Source organism: Geodermatophilus sp. SYSU D00867 (assembly GCF_054050315.1).
This window is the reverse complement of sequence record NZ_JBJGZC010000016.1, coordinates 21,357-42,042: the sequence shown is the minus strand read 5'-3', so window position 1 is coordinate 42,042 and position 20,686 is coordinate 21,357. Positions and strand designations below refer to the sequence as shown.

General features: G+C 74.5%; 15 protein-coding genes. 3 read left to right on the top strand and 12 right to left on the bottom strand.

What is annotated here, in order from left to right; genetic code table 11:
• Positions 1 to 5: 5 nt before the first annotated feature.
• From ACI8AK_RS16035 to cds1, 4 genes are all read right to left on the bottom strand, one after another.
• Positions 6 to 1,187 carry a cysteine desulfurase family protein gene (locus tag ACI8AK_RS16035; RefSeq protein ID WP_387992598.1) on the bottom strand — a complete coding sequence of 394 codons (1,182 nt, stop codon included), beginning with the start codon at positions 1,185 to 1,187 and terminating at the stop codon, positions 6 to 8.
• A gap of 180 nt (positions 1,188 to 1,367) precedes the next feature.
• Complete coding sequence (locus ACI8AK_RS16030; protein ID WP_387992595.1) at positions 1,368 to 2,330, bottom strand: electron transfer flavoprotein subunit alpha/FixB family protein; 963 nt, start codon at positions 2,328 to 2,330, stop codon at positions 1,368 to 1,370.
• Between the two features lie 39 nt (positions 2,331 to 2,369).
• A complete protein-coding gene (locus ACI8AK_RS16025) occupies positions 2,370 to 3,149 on the bottom strand; it encodes an electron transfer flavoprotein subunit beta/FixA family protein (RefSeq protein WP_387992592.1) in 780 nt (259 codons plus the stop codon).
• Positions 3,150 to 3,266: 117 nt separating this feature from the next.
• On the bottom strand, positions 3,267 to 4,388 hold the full coding sequence (gene cds1 / locus ACI8AK_RS16020) for an L-cysteine desulfhydrase Cds1 (protein WP_387992589.1): 1,122 nt from the start codon (positions 4,386 to 4,388) through the stop codon (positions 3,267 to 3,269).
• 217 nt (positions 4,389 to 4,605) lie between these two features.
• Here cds1 and ACI8AK_RS16015 point away from each other — a divergent pair, with 217 nt between their 5' ends.
• Positions 4,606 to 6,669, top strand: a complete 2,064-nt coding sequence (locus tag ACI8AK_RS16015) for a protein kinase domain-containing protein (RefSeq protein WP_456957070.1) — start codon at positions 4,606 to 4,608, stop codon at positions 6,667 to 6,669.
• Here ACI8AK_RS16015 and ACI8AK_RS16010 read toward each other — a convergent pair.
• The 6 genes from ACI8AK_RS16010 to ACI8AK_RS15985 form a co-directional block, all read right to left on the bottom strand.
• A complete protein-coding gene (locus tag ACI8AK_RS16010) occupies positions 6,651 to 7,769 on the bottom strand; it encodes an ABC transporter ATP-binding protein (protein ID WP_456957068.1) in 1,119 nt (372 codons plus the stop codon). The genes ACI8AK_RS16015 and ACI8AK_RS16010 overlap by 19 nt on opposite strands.
• Complete coding sequence (locus tag ACI8AK_RS16005) at positions 7,766 to 8,659, bottom strand: ABC transporter permease subunit (RefSeq protein ID WP_387992581.1); 894 nt, start codon at positions 8,657 to 8,659, stop codon at positions 7,766 to 7,768. Before ACI8AK_RS16005 ends, ACI8AK_RS16010 begins: the two co-directional genes overlap by 4 nt.
• Entirely contained in the window at positions 8,656 to 9,579 is a 924-nt protein-coding gene (locus ACI8AK_RS16000) for an ABC transporter permease (protein WP_456957066.1), read from the bottom strand. Before ACI8AK_RS16000 ends, ACI8AK_RS16005 begins: the two co-directional genes overlap by 4 nt.
• Complete coding sequence (locus tag ACI8AK_RS15995; protein ID WP_456957064.1) at positions 9,555 to 10,706, bottom strand: ABC transporter substrate-binding protein; 1,152 nt, start codon at positions 10,704 to 10,706, stop codon at positions 9,555 to 9,557. Before ACI8AK_RS15995 ends, ACI8AK_RS16000 begins: the two co-directional genes overlap by 25 nt.
• A 142-nt stretch (positions 10,707 to 10,848) precedes the next feature.
• On the bottom strand, positions 10,849 to 11,634 hold the full coding sequence (locus ACI8AK_RS15990; protein ID WP_456957062.1) for an enoyl-CoA hydratase/isomerase family protein: 786 nt from the start codon (positions 11,632 to 11,634) through the stop codon (positions 10,849 to 10,851).
• Between the two features lie 59 nt (positions 11,635 to 11,693).
• Positions 11,694 to 12,506, bottom strand: coding sequence for an ABC transporter ATP-binding protein (locus tag ACI8AK_RS15985; protein ID WP_387992569.1), 813 nt, complete (start codon positions 12,504 to 12,506; stop codon positions 11,694 to 11,696).
• A 64-nt stretch (positions 12,507 to 12,570) separates the two neighbouring features.
• Here ACI8AK_RS15985 and glgX point away from each other — a divergent pair, with 64 nt between their 5' ends.
• Positions 12,571 to 14,724, top strand: coding sequence for a glycogen debranching protein GlgX (glgX, locus tag ACI8AK_RS15980; RefSeq protein WP_456957061.1), 2,154 nt, complete (start codon positions 12,571 to 12,573; stop codon positions 14,722 to 14,724).
• A 133-nt stretch (positions 14,725 to 14,857) separates the two neighbouring features.
• On the opposite strand, the gene ACI8AK_RS15975 is transcribed toward glgX, so the two are convergent.
• Positions 14,858 to 15,856: an FHA domain-containing protein gene (locus ACI8AK_RS15975; RefSeq protein ID WP_387992563.1), complete on the bottom strand. Its 999-nt coding sequence runs from the start codon at positions 15,854 to 15,856 to the stop codon at positions 14,858 to 14,860.
• A gap of 99 nt (positions 15,857 to 15,955) precedes the next feature.
• The gene (gene glgP, locus ACI8AK_RS15970) at positions 15,956 to 18,505 is read right to left on the bottom strand and encodes an alpha-glucan family phosphorylase (RefSeq protein ID WP_387992560.1); all 2,550 of its coding nucleotides are present in this window, start codon (positions 18,503 to 18,505) and stop codon (positions 15,956 to 15,958) included.
• 131 nt (positions 18,506 to 18,636) lie between these two features.
• On the opposite strand from glgP, the gene ACI8AK_RS15965 reads away from it, so the two are divergent.
• Complete coding sequence (locus ACI8AK_RS15965) at positions 18,637 to 20,664, top strand: alpha-1,4-glucan--maltose-1-phosphate maltosyltransferase (RefSeq protein ID WP_387992557.1); 2,028 nt, start codon at positions 18,637 to 18,639, stop codon at positions 20,662 to 20,664.
• Positions 20,665 to 20,686: the final 22 nt, after the last annotated feature.

Sequence of the window (20,686 nt, the reverse complement as noted above, 5' to 3'; positions counted from 1 at the left end):
GGGCGCTACCTCCCCGCCCCGCGGGCGCGCTCGACCACGGGGGCGATCACGGCCAGCAGCGCGTCGACGTCGTCGCCGGTGCTCGGCGAGCCCAGGCTGAACCGCAGCGAGCTGCGCGCCCGGGCGGCGTCGGCGCCGACGGCGGTGAGCACGTGGCTGGGCCGGGCCACCCCGGCGCTGCACGCCGACCCGGTCGAGCACTCGATGCCGCGGGCGTCGAGCAGCATGAGCAGCGCGTCGCCCTCGGCGCCGGGGAAGGACAGGTGCGCGTTGCCGGGCAGCCGGCCGGGCCCGCCGGCGACGACGTCGTCCAGCGGGGCGCCGTTGAGCTGCGCGTCGGGGACCTGCTCGAGCACCCCGGCCACCAGCCGGTCGCGCAGCGCGGCCAGCCGCTCGGCCCGCTCGGGCCGGGAGCCGGCGGCGGTGGTCACGGCGACGGCGAGGCCGACGATGGCCGCCACGTCGAGGGTGCCCGAGCGGACGTCGCGCTCCTGACCGCCGCCGTGCAGCAGCGGCATGCACTCCGCGTCGCGGCGCAGCAGCAGCACCCCGGCGCCCATCGGGCCGCCGAGCTTGTGGCCGGTCATGGTGAGCGCGTCGACGCCGCTGGCGGCGAAGTCCACCGGCACCTGGCCGACGGCCTGCACCGCGTCGGTGTGCAGCGGCACCCCCGCCGCGTGCGCCACCTCCGCCAGCGCGGCGACGTCGCTGACCGTGCCGATCTCGTTGTTGGCCCACATGACGCTGGCCACCGCGACGTCCGAGCCGTCGCCCAGCGCCTCGGCCAGCGCCTCCGGCGTCACCCGCCCGGTGGGCTCCAGGCGCAGCCAGGTGACCTCCGCGCCCTCGTGCTTGGCCAGCCACTCGGCACTGTCGAGGACGGCGTGGTGCTCGGCCGGGCTCACCACGAGCCGCCGCCTGCGCGAGTCGGCCTCGCGTCGCGCCCAGTACAGGCCCTTCACCGCGAGGTTGTCGCCCTCGGTGCCCCCGCCGGTGAACAGCACCTCCGACGGGCGGGCGCCCAGCGCCTCGGCCAGCCGCTCCCGGGACTGCTCGGCGGCCCGCCGCGCGGCGCGGCCGCTGGCGTGCAGCGAGGAGGCGTTGCCCACCCGGCCGAGCTGTTCCGTCATCGCGGCCAGGACCTCGGGGAGCACCGGCGTGGTCGCCGCGTGGTCGAGGTAGGTCACTCCGCCCAGGTTAGTCGCGCACGACGGACCCGCTCGGGTGACGCCGGTGACCCCGGAGACGACGACGGGCGCCGACCCCCGGAGGGATCGGCGCCCGTCGCTGGTGACGTGCCGGAACGACCCCGCTGCAGGGGCCCGCGCCGCGCGGAGCGTGGTGCGGGGGGCAGCGGGGTCCTCCGACTACTTGCGAGCGGCGATCTTCTCGGTGGCGGCCGGCACCACCTGGAAGAGGTCACCGACGACGCCGAAGTCGGCCAGCTCGAAGATCGGGGCCTCGGGGTCCTTGTTGACGGCCACGATCGTCTTCGAGGTCTGCATGCCGGCGCGGTGCTGGATCGCGCCGGAGATGCCGACGGCGATGTAGAGCTGCGGCGAGACGGTCTTGCCGGTCTGCCCGACCTGGAAGCTGTGCGGGTAGAAGCCGGAGTCGACCGCGGCACGCGAGGCACCGACGGCGGCGCCGAGCGAGTCGGCCAGGGCCTCGATGATCGAGAAGTTCTCCGCGCTGGCCACACCGCGGCCACCGGAGACGACGATCGAGGCCTCGGTCAGCTCGGGCCGGTTGCTCTTCTGCTCCACGACCCGGTCGACGACGCGGGTCTGCTTCGCCTGGTCGGACAGGCTGACCTCGACCGGGACCTCCTCGCCGGCGGCGGGGGCCGGCTCGGGGGTGACCGAGTTGCCGCGCAGCGTGTAGATCGGGGTGCCGGTCGTCACCTTCGAGTGGACGATCTGCTGGCCGGCGAAGACCACCTGGGTGGCGGTGCCGTCGGCGGCGATCTCGCTGACGTCGGTCAGGAAGCCGCTGCCGGTCTTGAGCGCCAGCCGCGCGGCGACCTCCCGGCCCTCCGCGGAGGACGGGATGACGACGGCGGCCGGGGACGCCTGCTGCACCAGCTGGGCGAGCACCTCGGCCTTGGGGGCGACGAGGTACTCGTCGATCTCCGGGGACTCGGCGACGTAGACCTTCGCCGCGCCGTACTGGGCGAGCTGCTCGCGGGCACCGGCGGCGACGCCGGGGCCGCCGGCGACGACCGCCGAGACCTCACCCAGCGCGCGTGCGGCGGTGAGGGCCTCGAGGGTGCCCTTGCGGACGGTGCCGTCGGCCGGGTTCAGCTCGACGAGGACCAGGACCTCTGCCATGGCTGTTCAGTCTCCTCTTCGCTTCGGATCCGGGCCGGGTCAGACGAGCTTCTGGGCGGCGAGGAAGCCCACGAGCTCCTCGGCGCCGTTGCCCTCGTCGGTGACCTTGACGCCCTCGCCCTTCGGCGGGCGGCCGGCGAAGTCGAGGACCTGGCTGGTGGCGGTGGCGAGGCCGACGGCCGAGGCGTCCACGCCCAGGTCGGCCAGCGACCGGCTCTCCACCGGCTTCTTCTTCGCGGCCATGATCCCCTTGAAGGAGGGGTAGCGCGGCTCGTTGATGGTGTCCCAGGTGGACACGATGGCCGGCAGCGGGGCCTCCAGGGCCCAGTAGCCGCCGTCGGTCTGCCGCTCCACCTTCACCGTCGAGCCCTCGACGGTGAGCTTGCGGGCGCCGGAGACCTGCGGGATGCCCAGCCGCTCGGACAGCAGCGCCGGCATGACGCCCATCTGGCCGTCGGTCGACGTGGCGCCCATGAGGACCAGGTCGTACTCGAGCTGCTGCAGCGCCGCGGCGAGGACCGCCGAGGTCTGGACGGCGCACGAGCCGTGGATGGCGTCGTCCTGCACGTGGACGGCCTTGTCCGCGCCCATGGAGAGGGCCTTGCGGATGGCGTCGGTGGCGCTGCCGGGGCCGACGGTCAGCACGGTGACCTCGCCGCCCTGCGCCTCCTTGACCTGCAGCGCCTCCTCGATCGCGTACTCGTCGATCTCGTTGATGACGTTGTCCGCGGTGGCGCGGGCGACGGTGTTGTCCGACGGGTCCAGCGAGCGCTGGGTGCCCGAGTCGGGGACCTGCTTGACCAGAACGACGATGTTCATCGCCAGACCTACCTCCGCAGTCGGTCATGGGGGACGCGGGCCGCGGCCCGCCTGGCTCCGATAGTGGAGGTTACTGCGGGGTAACGGAGCGGCGGACCGGGGTGCCGGTGAGCCCGGTCACGCCGTCCAGCGGCCGGTGGCGGTGAACTCCTCGAGGACCGCCCGGTGGGGCGCGAGGTCCAGTCCGTGCTCGGCCACCCAGACGTCGGAGTGGTAGGTGTGCGCGTACCGCTCGCCGCCGTCGCAGAGCAGGGTGACCACGCTGCCGGCCCGTCCCTCGGCGACCATCTCCGCGACCAGCCGGAACGCGCCCCACAGGTTGGTGCCGGTCGAGCCGCCGGCCAGCCGCCCGGTCACCCGCTCCAGGTGCCGCACCGCCGCCAGCGACGCGGCGTCGGGGACGCGGATCATCCGGTCGACCACCGACGGCAGGAACGACGGCTCGACCCGCGGCCGGCCGATCCCCTCGATCCGCGACGGCATCCCCGTCGTCCAGCCCGGCTCCTCCTCCACCCAGCCGGGGAAGAACGCCGAGTTCTCCGGGTCGACGACGGCCAGCCGGGTGGGGTGCCGCCGGTAGCGCAGGTAGCGGCCGAAGGTCGCGCTCGTGCCGCCCGTGCCCGCCCCGACGACGACCCACTCCGGCACCGGGTGGCGCTCCAGGGCCATCTGCTCGAACACCGACTCGGCGATGGTGTTGTTGCCGCGCCAGTCGGTGGCCCGCTCGGCGTTGCTGAACTGGTCCAGGTAGTGCCCGCCGCACTCGGCGGCCAGCCGGCGCGCCTCGTCGTAGACGTCGGGGGCGTGGTCGACGAAGTGGCAGCGCCCGCCGGCGAACTCGATGAGCGCGACCTTCTCCTGGCTGGTCGAGGCGGGCATGACCGCGACGAAGGGCAGGCCCAGCATCCGGGCGAAGTAGGCCTCGCTGACCGCCGTCGACCCGCTGGAGGCCTCGACGACGGTGCTGCCCTCGGTGATCCAGCCCGAGCACAGCGCGTGCAGGAACAGCGAGCGGGCCAGCCGGTGCTTGAGGCTGCCGGTCGGGTGGGTCGACTCGTCCTTGAGGTAGAGGTCGACGCCCCACTCCGGCGGCAGCGGGTAGACGAGCAGGTGGGTGTCGGCGCTGCGCACCGCGTCGGCCTCGACGACGGCGATCGCCCGCTCCACCCACGCCCGCCCGGCGGGGTCGGACCGGTCGACGTCGGTGACCCCGTCCTCGGGGCTGGGGCGCTCGCTCACCCGGCCATCCTCGTGCACGGCCCCGGCGACCTGCGGCGACACCGGCGCGGCGCCGGGCACCCTGTGTCGTGGCACCGTCGCCGTCCGGCGGGACGCGGCGGTCCGCACGAGGACCTGCGAGCCGATCCGGTCCGTGCGCCGCCGGCCGGTCCCTACCCTCCCGACGCCCGCGCCACCGATCGGCCACGTCCCGGACCGGCCGCCGAGGGAGCCGACCATGCCCCGTCAGTTCGGCCGATACCTGCTCGAGGAGATGATCGGCGCGGGTGGCATGGGCGAGGTGTGGCGGGCGCGCGACACGCGCTTCGACCGGCTCGTCGCGCTCAAGCTCCTGCCCGAGGCGCTCAACCGGGACACGGAGTTCGCCGCCCGGTTCCGCCGGGAGTCGTACGTCGCGGCGCGGCTGCGCGAGCCGCACGTCGTCCCGATCCACGACTTCGGCGAGATCGACGGACGGCTGTACCTCGACATGCGCCTGGTCGACGGGCGCGACCTCGGCCGCCTCCTGGAGGACGGGCCGATCCCGCCGCAGCGCGCGCTGTCCCTGCTCGGCCAGGTCGCCGACGCCCTCGAGGCCGCGCACGCCGACGGGCTGGTCCACCGCGACGTGAAGCCCAGCAACGTGCTGGTGACGCCGACCGACTTCGTCTACGTCGTCGACTTCGGCATCGCCCGGTCGGTCGGCAGCACCCGCACCTCGCTGACGATCACCGGCGCCACCGTCGGGACGCTGGACTACATGGCGCCCGAGCGCTTCACCGACCAGCCCATCGACGGGCGGGTGGACGTCTACTCGCTGGCCTGCGTCCTCGCCCAGACCCTCACCGCCCGCAAGCCCTTCGGCGGGGAGGACCTGCCGGCGCTGCTCTACGCCCACCTCTACGCCGACCCCCCGCGGCCTAGCGAGGTCGTCCCCACCCTCCCGCGGGCGCTCGACGACGTGATCGCGCGCGGGATGGCCAAGCGGCCCGAGGAGCGGTACGCCACGCCGGGCGAGCTGGTCCGCGCGGCCCGGGAGGCCCTCGCGGAGCCGCCGGTGCCGGTCGTGCTGCCCACGGCGCCCCGGCAGGCGGCGACGGCCGCCGCTCCCCCGCCTCCCCCGCCGCCCGCCGCGCCGACGGTCCTCGGCGTCCGGTCCGGGGACGGGCGGCACAGCTCGGTGCGGCCCCTGGCGCCGGCCGGCCGCCCGCCGCACCGGGGCCGCCGCGCCGCCCTGGTCGCCGGCCTGGTGCTCCTGCTCGCCGTCGGGGGGCTCGCCTGGTGGCTGTGGCCGCGGGGGCAGGACGCCGACGGGACGGCGGGGGCCGCGGAGAGCACGACGCCGTCCCCGCAGGACACCGCCCCGCCGCCGAGCCCGCCGCCGGCCAGCCTCGCCGTCCCCACCCGGCTCGGGGAGCCGATCGAGGTCCCGCCGACCCCGGGCTTCCTCGCCGTGGCCCCCAACGGCCGCTACGCCTACACCGCCCACCGGGCGGAGGGGGTGGTCAGCGTCCTGGACACGACCTCGCTGGAGGTCGTCTCCCGGATACCCATCCCGGCCGGGCCGCCGCAGTTCGTCACGTTCTCCCCCGACGGCGGCCGCGCCTACGTGACGGTGACCGACGCGGACCACACCGAGAACTCCGTGGCCTTCGTCGACACCGCCACCAACGAGGTGGTCCGCACCGTGGAGGTGGGCCTGCGCCCCTTCGCGCCGGCGACCTCGCCCGACGGCCGGCTGCTGTACATCCCGCTGCACGACGAGGGCCGGGTCGAGGTGCTCGACACGGAGAGCGGCGACGAGGTCGCCTCGTACGACGTCGCGCCCAACCCGCACTGGATCGCCGTCTCCGCCGACGGCACGCGCGCGTACACCGCCAACCACGAGTCCGACGTGCTGTCGGTGCTCGACCTCACCGACGGCGGGCGGGTGCTGCAGGAGATCCCGGCCGGCGACTCGCCGCACAGCGTGGCCGTCTCCCCCGACGGGAGCCGGGTCGCGGTGGTGGCCTACGACAGCAGCGAGGTCCACCTGGTCGACACCGCCACCGGCGCGGCGGTCAGCGGCCCCGTGGGGCTGCAGCCGCAGGACGTCAGCTGGGCGGCGGACGGCCGGCGCCTCTACACCGCGGACGTCGACGGCGACACCATGTCGGTGGTCGACGCCCGGACCCTGCAGGTGACCGCCAGCGTGCCGACCGGGGACGGCCCGACCAGCGTCGCCGTCTCCCCCGACGGCCTGCGGGCCTACGTCACCAACCTCAACGACGCGACGGTGGTCGTCTACGAGCTGACCGCCTGAGGGTCGGCGCCCGCGGGCTCGACCAGCGCGGGGCGCTCGGCCGGGGTGACGGTGACCGCCGTCCCGGGGGTGAGGCCCTGGCTCCCGGCGCTGGGGACGTCGGCCTGCACCTCGACCCCGTCGGGCAGCGCGACCGCCAGGCGGGTGGTGGCGCCGGAGAACGTGCGGGTGACCACCCGGCCCACCCCGCGCGGGTCCTCGACGACCTCCAGCGCCTCGGGCCGCACCAGCGCGAACGCGGGCCCGGACGACGGGGCGGTGCCGAGCACCTCGCGGCGCACGCCGAGGAACTCGACGTCGCCGTCGCCGAGGACGGCCGGGATGCGGTTCATGGTGCCGACGAAGCCGGCCACGAACGCCGTCGCCGGGCGCTCGTAGAGGTCGTCGGGGGTGGCCACCTGCTCCAGCCGGCCGTCGCGCATGACGCCGACCCGGTCGGCGACCGACAGCGCCTCGGACTGGTCGTGGGTGACGAACACGGTGGTGATGCCCAGCTCGAGCTGGATGCGGCGGATCTCCTCGCGCAGCTGCACGCGCACCTGGGCGTCGAGCGCCGACAGCGGCTCGTCCAGCAGCAGCACCTGCGGCGCCACGGCCAGCGCGCGGGCCAGCGCCACCCGCTGCTGCTGGCCGCCGGAGAGCTGGTGCGGGTAGCGCTGCCCGCGGTCGGCGAGCCCGACCAGCTCCAGCAGCTCCGCGGCCCGCCCGGCGCGCTCCTCCCTGCCCCGGCGGCGCACCCGCAGCCCGAAGGCGACGTTCTCGGCCACGGTCATGTTCGGGAAGAGGCTGTAGGCCTGGAACACCATCCCGACGTCGCGCTTCGACGGCGGGATGCCGGTGACGTCGCGGCGGTCGAACCAGACCCGGCCGGCGTCGGGCACCTCGAAGCCGGCGATCGCGCGCAGCGCCGTCGTCTTGCCGCAGCCCGAGGGTCCCAGCAGGGCGAGGAACTCCCCGCCCGCGACCTCCAGGTCCAGCCCGTCGAGCGCGAGCACCGGGCCGTAGCGGCGGGTCAGCCCCTCCAGGCGGACGCCGACCGGCGCCTGCTCGCGCAGGTCGGCGGGCGCGGCGGCCCGCGGGGCTGCGGGGACGGCGGTCATGCGGGGTCCTCCTCGCGGCGCCGGCGGTCCAGCGCGGAGATGAGCAGCAGCAGCACCCAGGTCAGCAGCAGCGAGAGCACCGAGACCGCCACCGACAGCCGCGGCTGCGAGCCGGAGATGCGCACGATCCAGGTGGGGAAGGTCTCGAAGCCCAGGATGTTGGCGACGGTGAACTCGCCCAGCACCAGCGCCAGGGTGAGGAAGGCGGCGTTGAGCACCGACGTGCGCAGCACCGGCAGGACGACCGAGGCCATCACCCGCGGCCACGAGGCACCGAGCACCCGCGCGGCCTCGGTGAGCGTGCGCAGCTGGGCGCCGCGGACGCCGGCGTCGAGCGCCCGGTAGACGAACGGCAGCGCCAGCACGACGTAGACGAGCACCAGGATCCACGGCAGCGCCGGCTCCTGGAGCGCGAAGAACGCCTCGGCGAGCGGGGTGCCGTAGAAGTAGTCGGGCGCCCAGGCCAGCACGCTGCGCACGCCGACCACCAGCGCGATCGGCGGCAGCAGCAGCGGCACGAGGGTGAGGAACTCGACCAGCGGGCGCAGCCGCGGCAGCCGCAGCTCCACGAGCACCACGGTGGGCACCACGAGCAGCAGCGCGATCCCGACGGTGAGCACCCCGAGCAGCAGCGAGCGGCCGAAGTTCTCGGCGAACCCCTCGGCGCCGGGGATGCTCGTGTAGGCGTCGGCGGTGACCCCGTCGCGGCCCCGGACGGTGAACCACAGCGAGGCGCCCAGCGGCACGAGGAAGTACAGGCCGAGGACGGCGAACACCGCCCACCGCCACCGGCCGCGGCCCCGCCGGGCGGGCCGGACCGGGGTCTCCGGCTCGACGCCGCCGGCGCCGGTGACGCCCGCGGTGGAGACGCCGGCCGTCGTCGCGCTCACGCCAGCCACCGCGACGTGCGCCGCTGCACCCAGGTGTAGAAGGCCATCACCAGCCCGACGAGGACGACCATCCCCAGGGCCAGCGCCTTGCCGAGGTTCTCCGCGCCGACGACGACGTTGCTCGACAGCGAGTCGGCGATCTGCAGCGTCACCAGCGGCAGGCTCGAGCCGACCAGCGCCTTGGCCGTGGCGTAGGCGGCGAACGCGGAGGCGAACAGCAGCATCGTGGCGCCGAGCACCGGCGGGAGGAGGACGGGCCCGCCGACGTGGCGCCAGTACTGCCAGCGGCTGGCGCCGAGGACGTCCGAGGCCTCGCGCCACTGCGGCCGCAGCGCCTCGACCGCCGGGACGATGGTCAGCACCATCAACGGCACGAGGAAGTACAGGTAGACCAGCGCGAGGCCGGCCATCGAGTACAGCGAGAAGCCGTCGAGGCCGAGGGTGTCGGTCAGCAGGGCGGTGACCACACCGGCGTTGCCGATGGTGGCGAGGAACGCGAACGCCAGCGGGACGCCGCCGAAGTTGGCCAGCACGCCCGAGGCGGTGAGCACCAGTCGCCGCAGCAGCCGGCCGCGCCGGGTGCCGACGACGGCGAAGGCGAGCGCCAGGCCGAGCACCGCGCCCAGCACCGCGGTGACCGCCGACAGCTGCAGGCTGCCGAGGTAGGCGCGGGCGTAGGCGCCGCCGGTGACCGTGCCGAGGTTCGCCGTCGACCAGCTCTCCTCGAAGGTGACCGGGTCGGTGGCGCGGAACGCCTCCACGGCCAGCACGCCGACCGGCAGCAGCAGGAAGACCGCGACGTAGAGCAGGAACGGCAGGACGCCCAGCGCGGGCAGCAGCGCGCCGCGCCGGCGTCCGCTGCGGGACGCCGGCGGGGCGGGGGCGGGTGCGGTGCTCAGCCCGACATCTCCTGGTTCCACCGGGTGGCGACCACCTGCTGGGCGGCGCTCTCCTGCTCCTGGGTCGGGAAGTCCGCGGTGCCCTCGACCGGCGGCAGCGCGGCCAGCGCCTCGGCGTCGGCGGTCCCGGCCTCCTCCATCGCCGGCAGCCGGACCGGCCGGGCACCGCCGGCCAGGTACAGGTTCTGGCCGCGGTCGCTGTAGAGGAACTCCTGCCACAGCCGCGCGGCGGCCGGGTGCGGGGCGTAGGCGCTGATCGCCTGGCTGTAGTAGCTGCCGAACAGCCCGTCGGAGGGGACGGCGACCTGCCACTCGACGCCCTGCTCGGCGAGGGTCCCGGTCAGGGCGGCGTTGTTGTAGTCCCAGTCGATGGCCAGCGGGGTCTCCCCGCTCTGGATCGTCGCCGGGGTGATCTCGACCGGGTTCCAGTTGCCGGCGTCCTTGACCTGGACGAAGAAGTCGATGCCCGGGCCGATGTCGTCCAGGCTGCCGCCGTTGGCCAGCGACGCCGCCCAGACCCCGGAGAAGGCCGCCGCGGCCTGGGTCGGGTTGCCGTTGAGCGCCACCTGGCCGGCGTACTGCGGGTCGAGCAGCTGGGCGAAGGTGGTCGGGCACTCGGCGATCACCGTGGCGTTGCAGCCGATGGAGATGTAGCCGCCGTAGTCGTTGTACCAGTACCCCTCGGGGTCCTTCTGGCCCTCGGGGATGTCGTCCCAGGTCTCCACCTGGTAGGGCGCGAGCAGGTCCTGCGCCTGCGCCTGGCGGGCGAAGGCGGTGCCCAGGTCGAGGACGTCGGGCGCGCGGTCCTGGCCGCGCTGGCTCTCGACGGCGTTGATCTCGTCCTGGCTGGACCCGTCGGGCGAGGCGCTGTTGACGGTGATCCCGTACTCCTCCTCGAAGGCGGAGATGATCTCGCCGTAGTTCGCCCAGTCCGGCGGCAGCGCGATGACGTTGAGCTCACCCTCCGCCTGGGCCGCCTCGACGAGGGCGTCCATGCCGCCGAGGTCCTCGGCCGAGCGCGCGGTGGCCGCGTCCGATCCGCCGCCCCCGCCTCCCGAGCCGCCGTCGTCGCCGCCGCCGCACGCGGTCAGCACGAGGATCGCGGCCGCCACGACGGTCGCGGTCCTCAGGGTGGGGGTGGATCGCACGGGTCCTCCTCGGGAGCTGTCGGACTGCCCTCCGGGCCCGGCGGGACGCCGTCCGGGGGGCTCGACGGATGGTGGCAGAACCGGACCGTCCGGAGGGCCGGTTCCGGTGACGGTCCGGGGAACGTTCGGGAGACGCCGGGGGTCAGCGCCCGGTGAAGGTCGCCTTGCCGGGCCCGCTCTCGAGGAAGGAGCGCATCCCGGTCTTCTGGTCCTCGGTGTCGAACAGCCCGGCGAACAGCCGGCTCTCCAGGGCCAGGCCGCGCTCGAGCGGCCCGTCGAGCCCCTCGTCGATCGCCTGCTTGGCCGCGGCCAGCGCCAGCGGCGGCCCGGCGGCGAACTTCCGCGCCATGGCGACGGCGGTGTCGTACACCTCGGCGTCCGGGACGACGGCGTCGGCCAGGCCCATCTCCAGCGCCTCCTCGGCGCCGACGTGCCGGCCGGTGAAGACGAGGTCCTTGGCCTTGGCCGGGCCGACCAGGCGGGCCAGCCGCTGGGTGCCGCCGGCGCCGGGGATGACGCCGAGCAGGATCTCGGGCTGGCCGACCTTCGCCCCGGCGCCCATGACCCGGAAGTCGGCGCACAGCGCGAGCTCGTAGCCGCCGCCGAGGGCGTAGCCGGTGATGGCGGCGATGACCGGCTTGGGGATGCGGGCGACCGTGGTGAAGCTGTGCGTGAGCTCGCGGCCCCAGGCCACCATCGTGGAGCCGGTCAGCTGCGACATGGCCTTGATGTCGGCGCCGGCGGCGAACACCCGCTCCCCGCCGTAGACCACGACGGCGCGCACGTCGGCCCGCTCGGTCGCCTCGATCGCCGCGGTCCGCACCTCGGTGTGCAGCTGCTCGTCGATCGCGTTCATCTTGGGCCGGTCGAGGCGGATCGTGCCCACCCCGTCCTCCACCGACAGGGTCACGAACTCGGGCGCTGCCATGCACGGCCTCCAGCGAGGGGGACGACGTCGTCGCCTGGACCCTAACCAGCGGGCCGTGGTCAGCCCCGGCGACGGGCGGTGAAGCGGCCGTCGGAGCGCTCGAGCGCCAGCGGCAGGCCGAACGTCTCCGACAGCAGCTCGGCGGTGATCACCTGCTCCAGCGGGCCCGACGCGACCACCGCCCCCTGGCGCAGCAGCAGCGCATGCGTGTAGCCCGGCGGGATCTCCTCGACGTGGTGGGTGACCAGCACCTGCGCCGGGGCGTAGAGGTAGGTGGCGAGGTCCGACAGCCGGCTCACCAGGTCCTCGCGGCCGCCGAGGTCCAGGCCCGCGCCGGGCTCGTCGAGCAGCAGCAGCTCCGGGTCGGGCATCAGCGCGCGGGCGATCTGCACCCGCTTGCGCTCCCCCTCGCTGAGGGTGCCGAAGGGCCGGTGCGCGATCCGCTGCACGCCCCACTGCTGCATGAGCGTCGCGGCGCGGGTGAGGTCGTGGATGTCGTAGCGCTCCCGCGCGCGGCCGACGATCGCGTACCCGGCGGACAGGACGACGTCGCCGGTGCGCTCCCCCGACTCGATCCGCTGCGCCAGCGCCGCGCTGGTCAGGCCGATCCGCGGGCGCAGCTCGAAGACGTCGACCGCGCCCATCGTCTCGCCGAGCAGCCGCACCTCACCGCGCGTGGGGTGCATGTGCGCCCCGGCCAGCTGCAGCAGCGTCGTCTTGCCCGCGCCGTTCGGGCCGAGCACCACCCAGCGCTGCTCGGGCCGGACGGTCCAGTCCACCCCCCGCAGCAGGTGCGACTGCCCGCGGACGACGTCCACGCCGCTCATCTCGACGACCGGTTCTGCTCCGCCGACGGCGGGACTGCTCGACACGACCCCATCCAACCAACCCGCCCGCCTGCACCCGGGGAGGTGGCGGTCTTGGCACGATCACCCGGTGAGGACCACCAGCGAGGACGTCGAGGTCTGGCCGGGCTCCCCCGCTCCCCTGGGCGCGCACTGGGACGGCACCGGCACGAACTTCGCGCTGTGGTCGGCCGGCGCCACCGCCGTCGACCTGTGCCTGTTCGACGACGGCGGCTTCGAGCACCGGCACCGGCTGCAGGAGACCACCCACCAGGTCTGGCACGGGCGGCTGCCCGGCATCGGCCCCGGCCAGCGCTACGGCTACCGGGTGCACGGGCCCTGGGATCCCGGCGCCGGCCACCGGTGGAGCCCGGAGAAGCTGCTGCTGGACCCCTACGCCCGCGCCGTCGACGGCGACCTCTCGCTGCACCCCGCGCTGTTCGCCTACCGCGCCGACGGCCCGGACACCGGCCCGGCCGACCCGCGGGACTCCGCGCCGTACGTGCCGCGCGGCGTCGTCGTCCACGACTCCTTCCCCTGGGACGGCGACCGGCGGCCGGCCACCTCGTGGTCGGACACCGTCGTCTACGAGGTGCACGTCAAGGGCGCGACCATGCGCCACCCCGGCGTGCCGCCGGCGCTGCGCGGCACCTACGCGGGGCTGGCGCACCCGGCGTTCGTCGAGCACCTGGTGTCGCTGGGCGTCACCGCCGTCGAGCTGCTGCCGGTGCACCACTTCGTCAGCGAGCCGCACCTGCTGCGCCGCGGGCTGACCAACTACTGGGGCTACAACACCCTCGGCTACTTCGCCCCGCACGCCGCCTACAGCTCGGCCGGGTCCGGCGGGGCGCAGGTGACCGAGTTCAAGGCGATGGTGAAGGCGCTGCACGCGGCCGGCATCGAGGTGGTCCTCGACGTCGTCTACAACCACACCGCCGAGGGCGACCACACCGGGCCGTCGCTGTCGCTCAAGGGCATCGACAACCCCGGCTACTACCGGCTCAACGGCGAGAACCGGGCCCGCTACACCGACTACACCGGCTGCGGGAACACCCTCGACGTCCGCCGGCCGCAGGTGCTGGCGATGCTCATGGACTCCCTGCGGTACTGGGTCACCGAGATGCACGTCGACGGCTTCCGGTTCGACCTCGCCGCCGCGCTGGCCCGGTCCTTCCACGACGTCGACCGGCTCTCGGCGTTCTTCGACGTCGTCCACCAGGACCCGGTGGTCAGCCAGGTGAAGCTCATCGCCGAGCCGTGGGACGTCGGCGAGGGCGGCTACCAGGTGGGCAACTTCCCGCCGCTGTGGACCGAGTGGAACGGCCGCTACCGCGACACCGTGCGCGACGTCTGGGCCGGCTCGCACGTCGGCGTCCGCGACCTGGCCTACCGGCTGACCGGCTCCTCGGACCTCTACCGCTCCGACGGCCGCCGCCCGTTCGCCAGCGTCAACTTCGTCACCGCCCACGACGGGTTCACCCTCACCGACCTGGTCACCTACGAGCGCAAGCGCAACGAGGCCAACGGCGAGGACAACCGGGACGGCGAGAGCCACAACCGCAACTGGAACTGCGGCGTCGAGGGACCCACCGACGACCCGGAGGTGCAGGCGCTGCGCGGCCGACAGGTCCGCAACCTGCTGACGACGCTGCTGCTGTCGACCGGCGTGCCGATGCTCACCGCCGGCGACGAGCTCGGCCGCACCCAGGGCGGCAACAACAACGCCTACTGCCAGGACAACGAGGTGTCCTGGATCGACTGGGACGCCGTCGACGGGGACCTGCTCGCCTTCGTCCGCCGGCTGGTGCGGCTGCGCCACGACGCGCCGGTGCTGCGCCAGGAGGCGTTCTTCGAGGGCCACGAGATCCCGGGCACCGGCGGCACCCGCGACCTGGCCTGGTTCGCGCCCGGCGGCGGGCAGCTGACCACCGCGGACTGGTTCGACACCGGCCTGCAGACGGTCGGCATGTACCTCGACGGCCGCGGCATCCGGCACCGCGACGAGCGCGGCCGCCCGGTCGTCGACGACTCCTACCTCGTGCAGCTGCACGCCGGGCCGGAGCCGGTGACGGTGCAGCTGCCGGGGGCGCCGTGGTCCGACGGCTACGAGCTCGTGCTGAGCACCGAGTACCCGACCGGGGCGCCGCCGCGGCCGGCCGTCGTCGCGCCGGGACCGATCGAGGTGCCGCCGCGCACCGTCTGGCTGCTGCGCGTCCTGCGCCGCCCGCACGATCAGGTGAGCTGATCGTGCGGCGTCCCGGCTCACCGTCGACGCCGAGCCAGGACGCGTTCCGGTGAGCCAGGACGCGTCGAGGTGAGCCCGGAGACGCCGCGGGCCCGGTCCCCTCGGGGAACCGAGCCCGCGGAGGGCAGTGCGCCTAGTCCTGGGGCTGCTCGTAGGTGATGACCGTCCAGCCGAGCAGGAGGCGGTCGCCGTCGGAGAGCGGGTGGGCGACGCCGGGCTCGAGCTGGGTCCACTCGGTGGCCTCGGGGCCGGCGACGTGGGTGCCGTTGAGCGAGCCGAGGTCGGTGAGGGTGACCTCGCGGCCGGAGCGCTGGATGGCCGCGTGCGCCGAGGAGAGCACGTTCTGCGTGTCGGCGATCGGCACCGGCCGGGCGTTGCCCGCGGTCACCAGCTCGTGGCTGTCGGGGCGGCGGCCGAGGACGAGGTCCTCGTCGACGGTGACGACCAGGCCGTCGTCGAAGCGCAGCACCGGCGCGGCGGCGGCGTCGGGCTTCCAGAACGCCGTCTCCTCGCCGCCGTCGTCGACGCGGGTGGAACCCTGCCCCGACGGCGAGGACCCGACCGCGGCGCCGTAGGACGGCGCGGCGGCGAAGCCGGCGTCCGAGCCCGCGCTGAACGACGACGCCGGCGTGTGGGTGGCCGGCGGGACGGCGGCCGGGGCGGCGGAGGCCGCCGCGAGCTGCAGCAGCGCGCCGGCGCCGGGGACCGCGCCCTCGACGAGGTCGTAGGCGACGCCCGGCGGCATCTGCGGCGTGGCCTGGCCCGGGCCGACGTAGAGCGTGGCGCCGAGCGGGAACCCGGCGGCCAGGCTGCACCCGTCGGCCGGCTGGCCGGAGACCGGGACGCCGTCGACGGCCGGCTGGCCCTTGCCGGACCACAGCGCGACGCCGGTGCCGGTGCCGCCGCTGGTGTCGACGAGGACGAGCGCGAAGGAGGCCGAGCCGCCCCCGAGCGCGGGCACCTGGGCGGCGACCGCCGCGAGGACGCGGTCGGCGCCGGGGCCGGACACGCCGAGGCAGGCGTGCAGGGCGGCGACGAGGGCCGGCGAGCCGGGAGCGTCGACCCAGAGCAGTCCCCCGCCGCGACGGGCCACGAGGGCGTCTCCGGGCAGGACTTCACAGCGGTCGGGCATGCGCGCCAGCCTAGTGACCGCACGCCGCCGCGCGTGGTCCGGCCGCACCGCCACGCCACCCGTGGGGACGCTGCGACCGGCGTGACTGGTGGGTCGCCGCTACGCGGAACGCACCAGGCCCAGCTCCGCCGGGTCGGCCAGGTGCTCGGAGTGCGGCAGCACGCGCACCGTGTACCCGAACGCGCCGGTGCGCTCGAGCGGCAGGGTCGCGGTGAACCAGTGCCGCGAGCCCTCGGTGTGCTCGTGCCGCATCGGCACCGTCGTCACCTGGTGCAGGCCGTCGGCGTCGTCGACCCGCCCGTAGGCCGCCTGCACCTCGACGTCGGCCGGGGTGAGGTGCGGCAGCTCCACCTCCGCGCGCAGCGCCAGGGTCGAGCCGATCTCCGGGGTGTCGCCGGCGCCGGTGGCCTCGACGTGGGCGACCCGCACGCCCGACCAGTTCTCCAGCAGGTGCGCCCGCCACTGCGCCTCGGCCCGCGCCGGCGCGTACCCGCCGTCGGCCATGGTCCGCGACGAGCCGGCGGCCGGCACGTACAGCCGCTCCACGTAGTCGCGCACCATCCGGGTGGCGAGCACCTTCGGGCCGGTCTCGCGCAGCGTGTGCCGGACCATCTCGACCCAGCGGGTGGGGATGCCGTCGCGGTCGGTCTCGTAGAACCGCGGCAGCACCTGGGTGGACAGCAGGTCGTAGATGGCCCGCGCCTCGACGTCGTCGCGTCGCTCGGGGTCGGTGACGCCGTCGGCGGTGGGGATCGCCCAGCCGTTCTGGCCGTCGAACCACTCGTCCCACCAGCCGTCGCGGATGGACAGGTTGAGCCCGCCGTTGAGCGCGGCCTTCATGCCCGAGGTGCCGCAGGCCTCCAGCGGCCGCAGCGGGTTGTTCAGCCAGACGTCGCAGCCCCAGTAGAGGTAGCGGGCCATCCCGATGTCGTAGCCGGGCAGGAACGCGATGCGGTGCCGGATCGCGGGGTCGTCGGCGAACTTCACCATCTGCTGGATCAGCTGCTTGCCGCCGTCGTCGGCCGGGTGGCTCTTGCCGGCGATGACCAGCTGGACCGGCCGCTCCCCGTCGAGCAGCAGGGCCCGGAGCCGGTCGGGGTCGCGCAGCATGAGGGTCAGCCGCTTGTAGGAGGGCACCCGGCGGGCGAAGCCGATGGTGAGGACGTCGGGGTCGAAGGCGGTGTCGGTCCAGCGCACCTCGGCCTCGGCCGCGCCGCGCGAGCGCGCCGTCTCGCGCAGCCGGCGGCGCACCTCCTCGACCAGCCGGCCGCGCAGCATCCGGCGGGTGTTCCACAGCTCCAGCGCCGGGATCCGGTCGACGCCGTCGAACGACGCCGGCCCGGTGCCCTCGAACGGGTCGCCGTCGCTGGAGGTCTGGGTGCCCAGCTCCACCAGCTCCCGGGCGGTCCAGGTGGGCGCGTGCACGCCGTTGGTGATCGAGGTGATCGGGACGTCGGCCTCGTCGAAGCCCGGCCACAGCGGGTTGAACATGGACCGGCTGACGTGCCCGTGCAGCTCGCTGACGCCGTTGGCCCGCTGCCCCAGCCGCAGGCCCATGTGCGCCATGTTGAACTTCGTCGGGTCGTCCTCGGCACCGAGCGGGATGAGGTGCTCGAGCGGGACGCCGAACCCGGCGAAGTACCGCTCGATCAGCGCGCGCGGGAACCGGTCGATGCCGGCGGGCACCGGCGTGTGCGTGGTGAACACCGTGCCGGCGCGGACGGCCTGCAGCGCCTCGGGGAAGGTCAGCCCGTGCGACTCGGTGAGCTCGCGGATCCGCTCGATCCCCTGGAAGCCGGCGTGGCCCTCGTTGGCGTGGAACACCTCCGGCTGCGGGGTGCCGGTGAGCTGGCAGTAGGCGCGCAGCGCCCGGACGCCGCCGATGCCGAGCAGCATCTCCTGGCGCAGCCGGTGGTCCTCGTCGCCGCCGTAGAGCCGGTCGGTGACCCCGCGCTCGGCCGGGGCGTTCTCCTCGATGTCGCTGTCGAGCAGCAGCAGCGACACCCGGCCCACCTGCGCCCGCCACACGTGCGCGTGCAGGGTGCGGCCCTCGGGCAGCGGGACGGCGATGACGACGGCGGCCCCGTCGGGCTGGCGCAGCAGCTTGACCGGCAGGCCGTGGGGGTCCAGCGACGGGTAGTGCTCCAGCTGCCAGCCGTCGGCCGACAGGCCCTGCTCGAAGTAGCCGGCCCGGTAGAGCAGGCCGACGCCGATCAGGGGCACGCCGAGGTCGGAGGCGGCCTTGAGGTGGTCGCCGGCGAGGATGCCCAGGCCGCCGGAGTACTGCGGCAGCACCTCGGTGATGCCGAACTCGGCGGAGAAGTAGGCGATGCTGCGCGGCGCCTCGGGGCCCAGCGACTGGTACCAGTGCTCGGAGGACAGGTAGTCGTCGAGGTCGTCGACGACGTCCTGGAGGCGGCGGAGGAACCGGCGGTCGGTCGACAGCGTGGCCAGCCGCTCGGCCGACACCTCGCCCAGGACCTTCACCGGGTCGTTGTTGCAGGTCCGCCAGAGTTCGGGGTCCAGCGCCTCGAACAGGTCGCGGGTCTCCGGGTGCCACGACCAGCGCAGGTTCATGACCAGCTGGGACAGCGGCATGAGGGCCTCGGGGAGGGCCGCCCGGACGGTGAACCTACGCAGAGCTCGCACGCGGGGAGCCTAGCCAGCGGGACGCCTCCGGACAGGTCGGAGGCACCACACGACCGGGTGCCGGGCACCCGGTGGGGGACGTCTCGGCGGCCGAGGTGTGACCGGTGCCGGACCTGGATAGCGTGGCCGGGATGACTCGCCGCGCTGACCTCCGCCTCGGCATCACCGATGTCGCCCCCGTCGTGTCCTGCGGGTCGTTCTCGGCCCGCGCCGTGGTCGGCGAGCACCTGCCGGTCACCGCCACCGTCTTCCGGGAGGGCCACGACGCCGTCGCGGCCGACGTCGTCTGGACCGCTCCGGACGGCACCCGGGGTCCCCTCAACCGCATGCGCCGCTTCGGCGAGGAGCCCGACCGGTGGATCACCACCGTGGTGCCCGACCGGGAGGGGCGCTGGACGTTCCGGGTCGAGGCGTGGAGCGACCCGCTGGCCACCTGGCACCACGCCGTCGAGGTGAAGATCGAGGCCGGCCAGGGCCCCGGGGAGCTGGCCAACGACCTCGAGGAGGGCGCCCGGCTGCTCGAGCGGGTCGCCGAGGGCGCCGACGACGAGTGGCGCGGCCGCCTCGGCGAGGCCGTCGCGGCGCTGCGCGACACCTCCCGCACGCTGCCCGACCGGGTCGCGCCCGCGCTGGCCGCCGGGGTGCAGCGCTACCTCGACGAGCACCCGGTCCGCGAGCTGGTCACCCCGACGCCGGAGTACGAGGTGTGGGTCGACCGGCCGCGCGCGCTCTACGGCTCCTGGTACGAGTTCTTCCCCCGCTCCGAGGGCCCCGTCGTCGGCGGCGTCCCCGTGCACGGGACGTTCCAGACCGCGGGCGACCGGCTGCCGGCGGTCGCCGAGATGGGCTTCGACGTCGTCTACCTGCCGCCGATCCACCCGATCGGCAAGGTCAACCGCAAGGGCCCGAACACGCCGCAGTTCCCCGGCGGCAACCCGCACGAGGTCGGCCCGGACGACGTCGGCTCGCCGTGGGCGATCGGCAGCGACGAGGGCGGCCACGACGCCGTCCACCCGCAGCTGGGCACGATGGAGGACTTCCGCGCCTTCGTCGCCCGCACCCGCGGCCTGGGCATGGAGGTGGCGCTGGACCTGGCGCTGCAGGCCGCGCCCGACCACCCGTGGGTCAAGGAGCACCCGGAGTGGTTCACCACCAAGCCCGACGGGACCATCGCCTACGCGGAGAACCCGCCGAAGAAGTACCAGGACATCTACCCGGTCAACTTCGACAACGACCCCGAGGGCATCTACGCCGAGGTGCTGCGGGTGGTGCGGGTCTGGATGGACGCCGGCGTGCGGATCTTCCGCGTGGACAACCCGCACACCAAGCCGCTGGACTTCTGGCACTGGCTGATCTGGAAGGTCAAGGAGACCGACCCGGACGTGCTCTTCCTCGCCGAGGCCTTCACGCGGCCGGCGATGATGCACCAGCTGGCGCGGATCGGGTTCACCCAGTCCTACACGTACTTCACGTGGCGGACCGCCCGCGGCGAGATCGAGGACTACGGCCGCGAGCTCGCCACCAACGCGCACTACATGCGGCCGAACTTCTTCGTGAACACCCCGGACATCCTGCACGCGAGCCTGCAGTACGGCGGCCCGCCGATGTTCAAGATCCGCGCGGTGCTCGCGTCGATGATGAGCCCGACCTGGGGCGTCTACTCCGGGTACGAGCTGTACGAGCACGTGGCGGTGCGGCCGGGCAGCGAGGAGTACCTCGACAGCGAGAAGTACCGGCTGCGCCCGCGTGACTGGGCCGGCGCCGAGGCGGCCGGCCGGAGCCTGGCGCCCTACCTGCGGAAGCTCAACGAGATCCGCCGCCGGCACCCGGCGCTGCAGCAGCTGCGGACGCTGCGGTTCCACCAGGTCGACAACCCGAACCTCATCTGCTTCAGCAAGACCGACCCGGCCTCGCAGGACGCCGTCCTCGTGGTCTGCGCCCTCGACAGCCAGAACCGGCAGATCGGGACGACGGCGCTGGACATGCCGACCCTCGGGCTGGACTGGCACGAGCGCTTCGCCGTCACCGACGAGGTCACCGGCGCCCGCTACGACTGGGGCCAGTTCAACTACGTCGAGCTGGACCCCTACTGGGAGCCGGCGCACGTGTTCTCGGTCCACCTGCCCCGGCCGGTGACCTGGCCGCCGCCGGTCTCCTGACCCCTCCCCCACCTCCTGACGA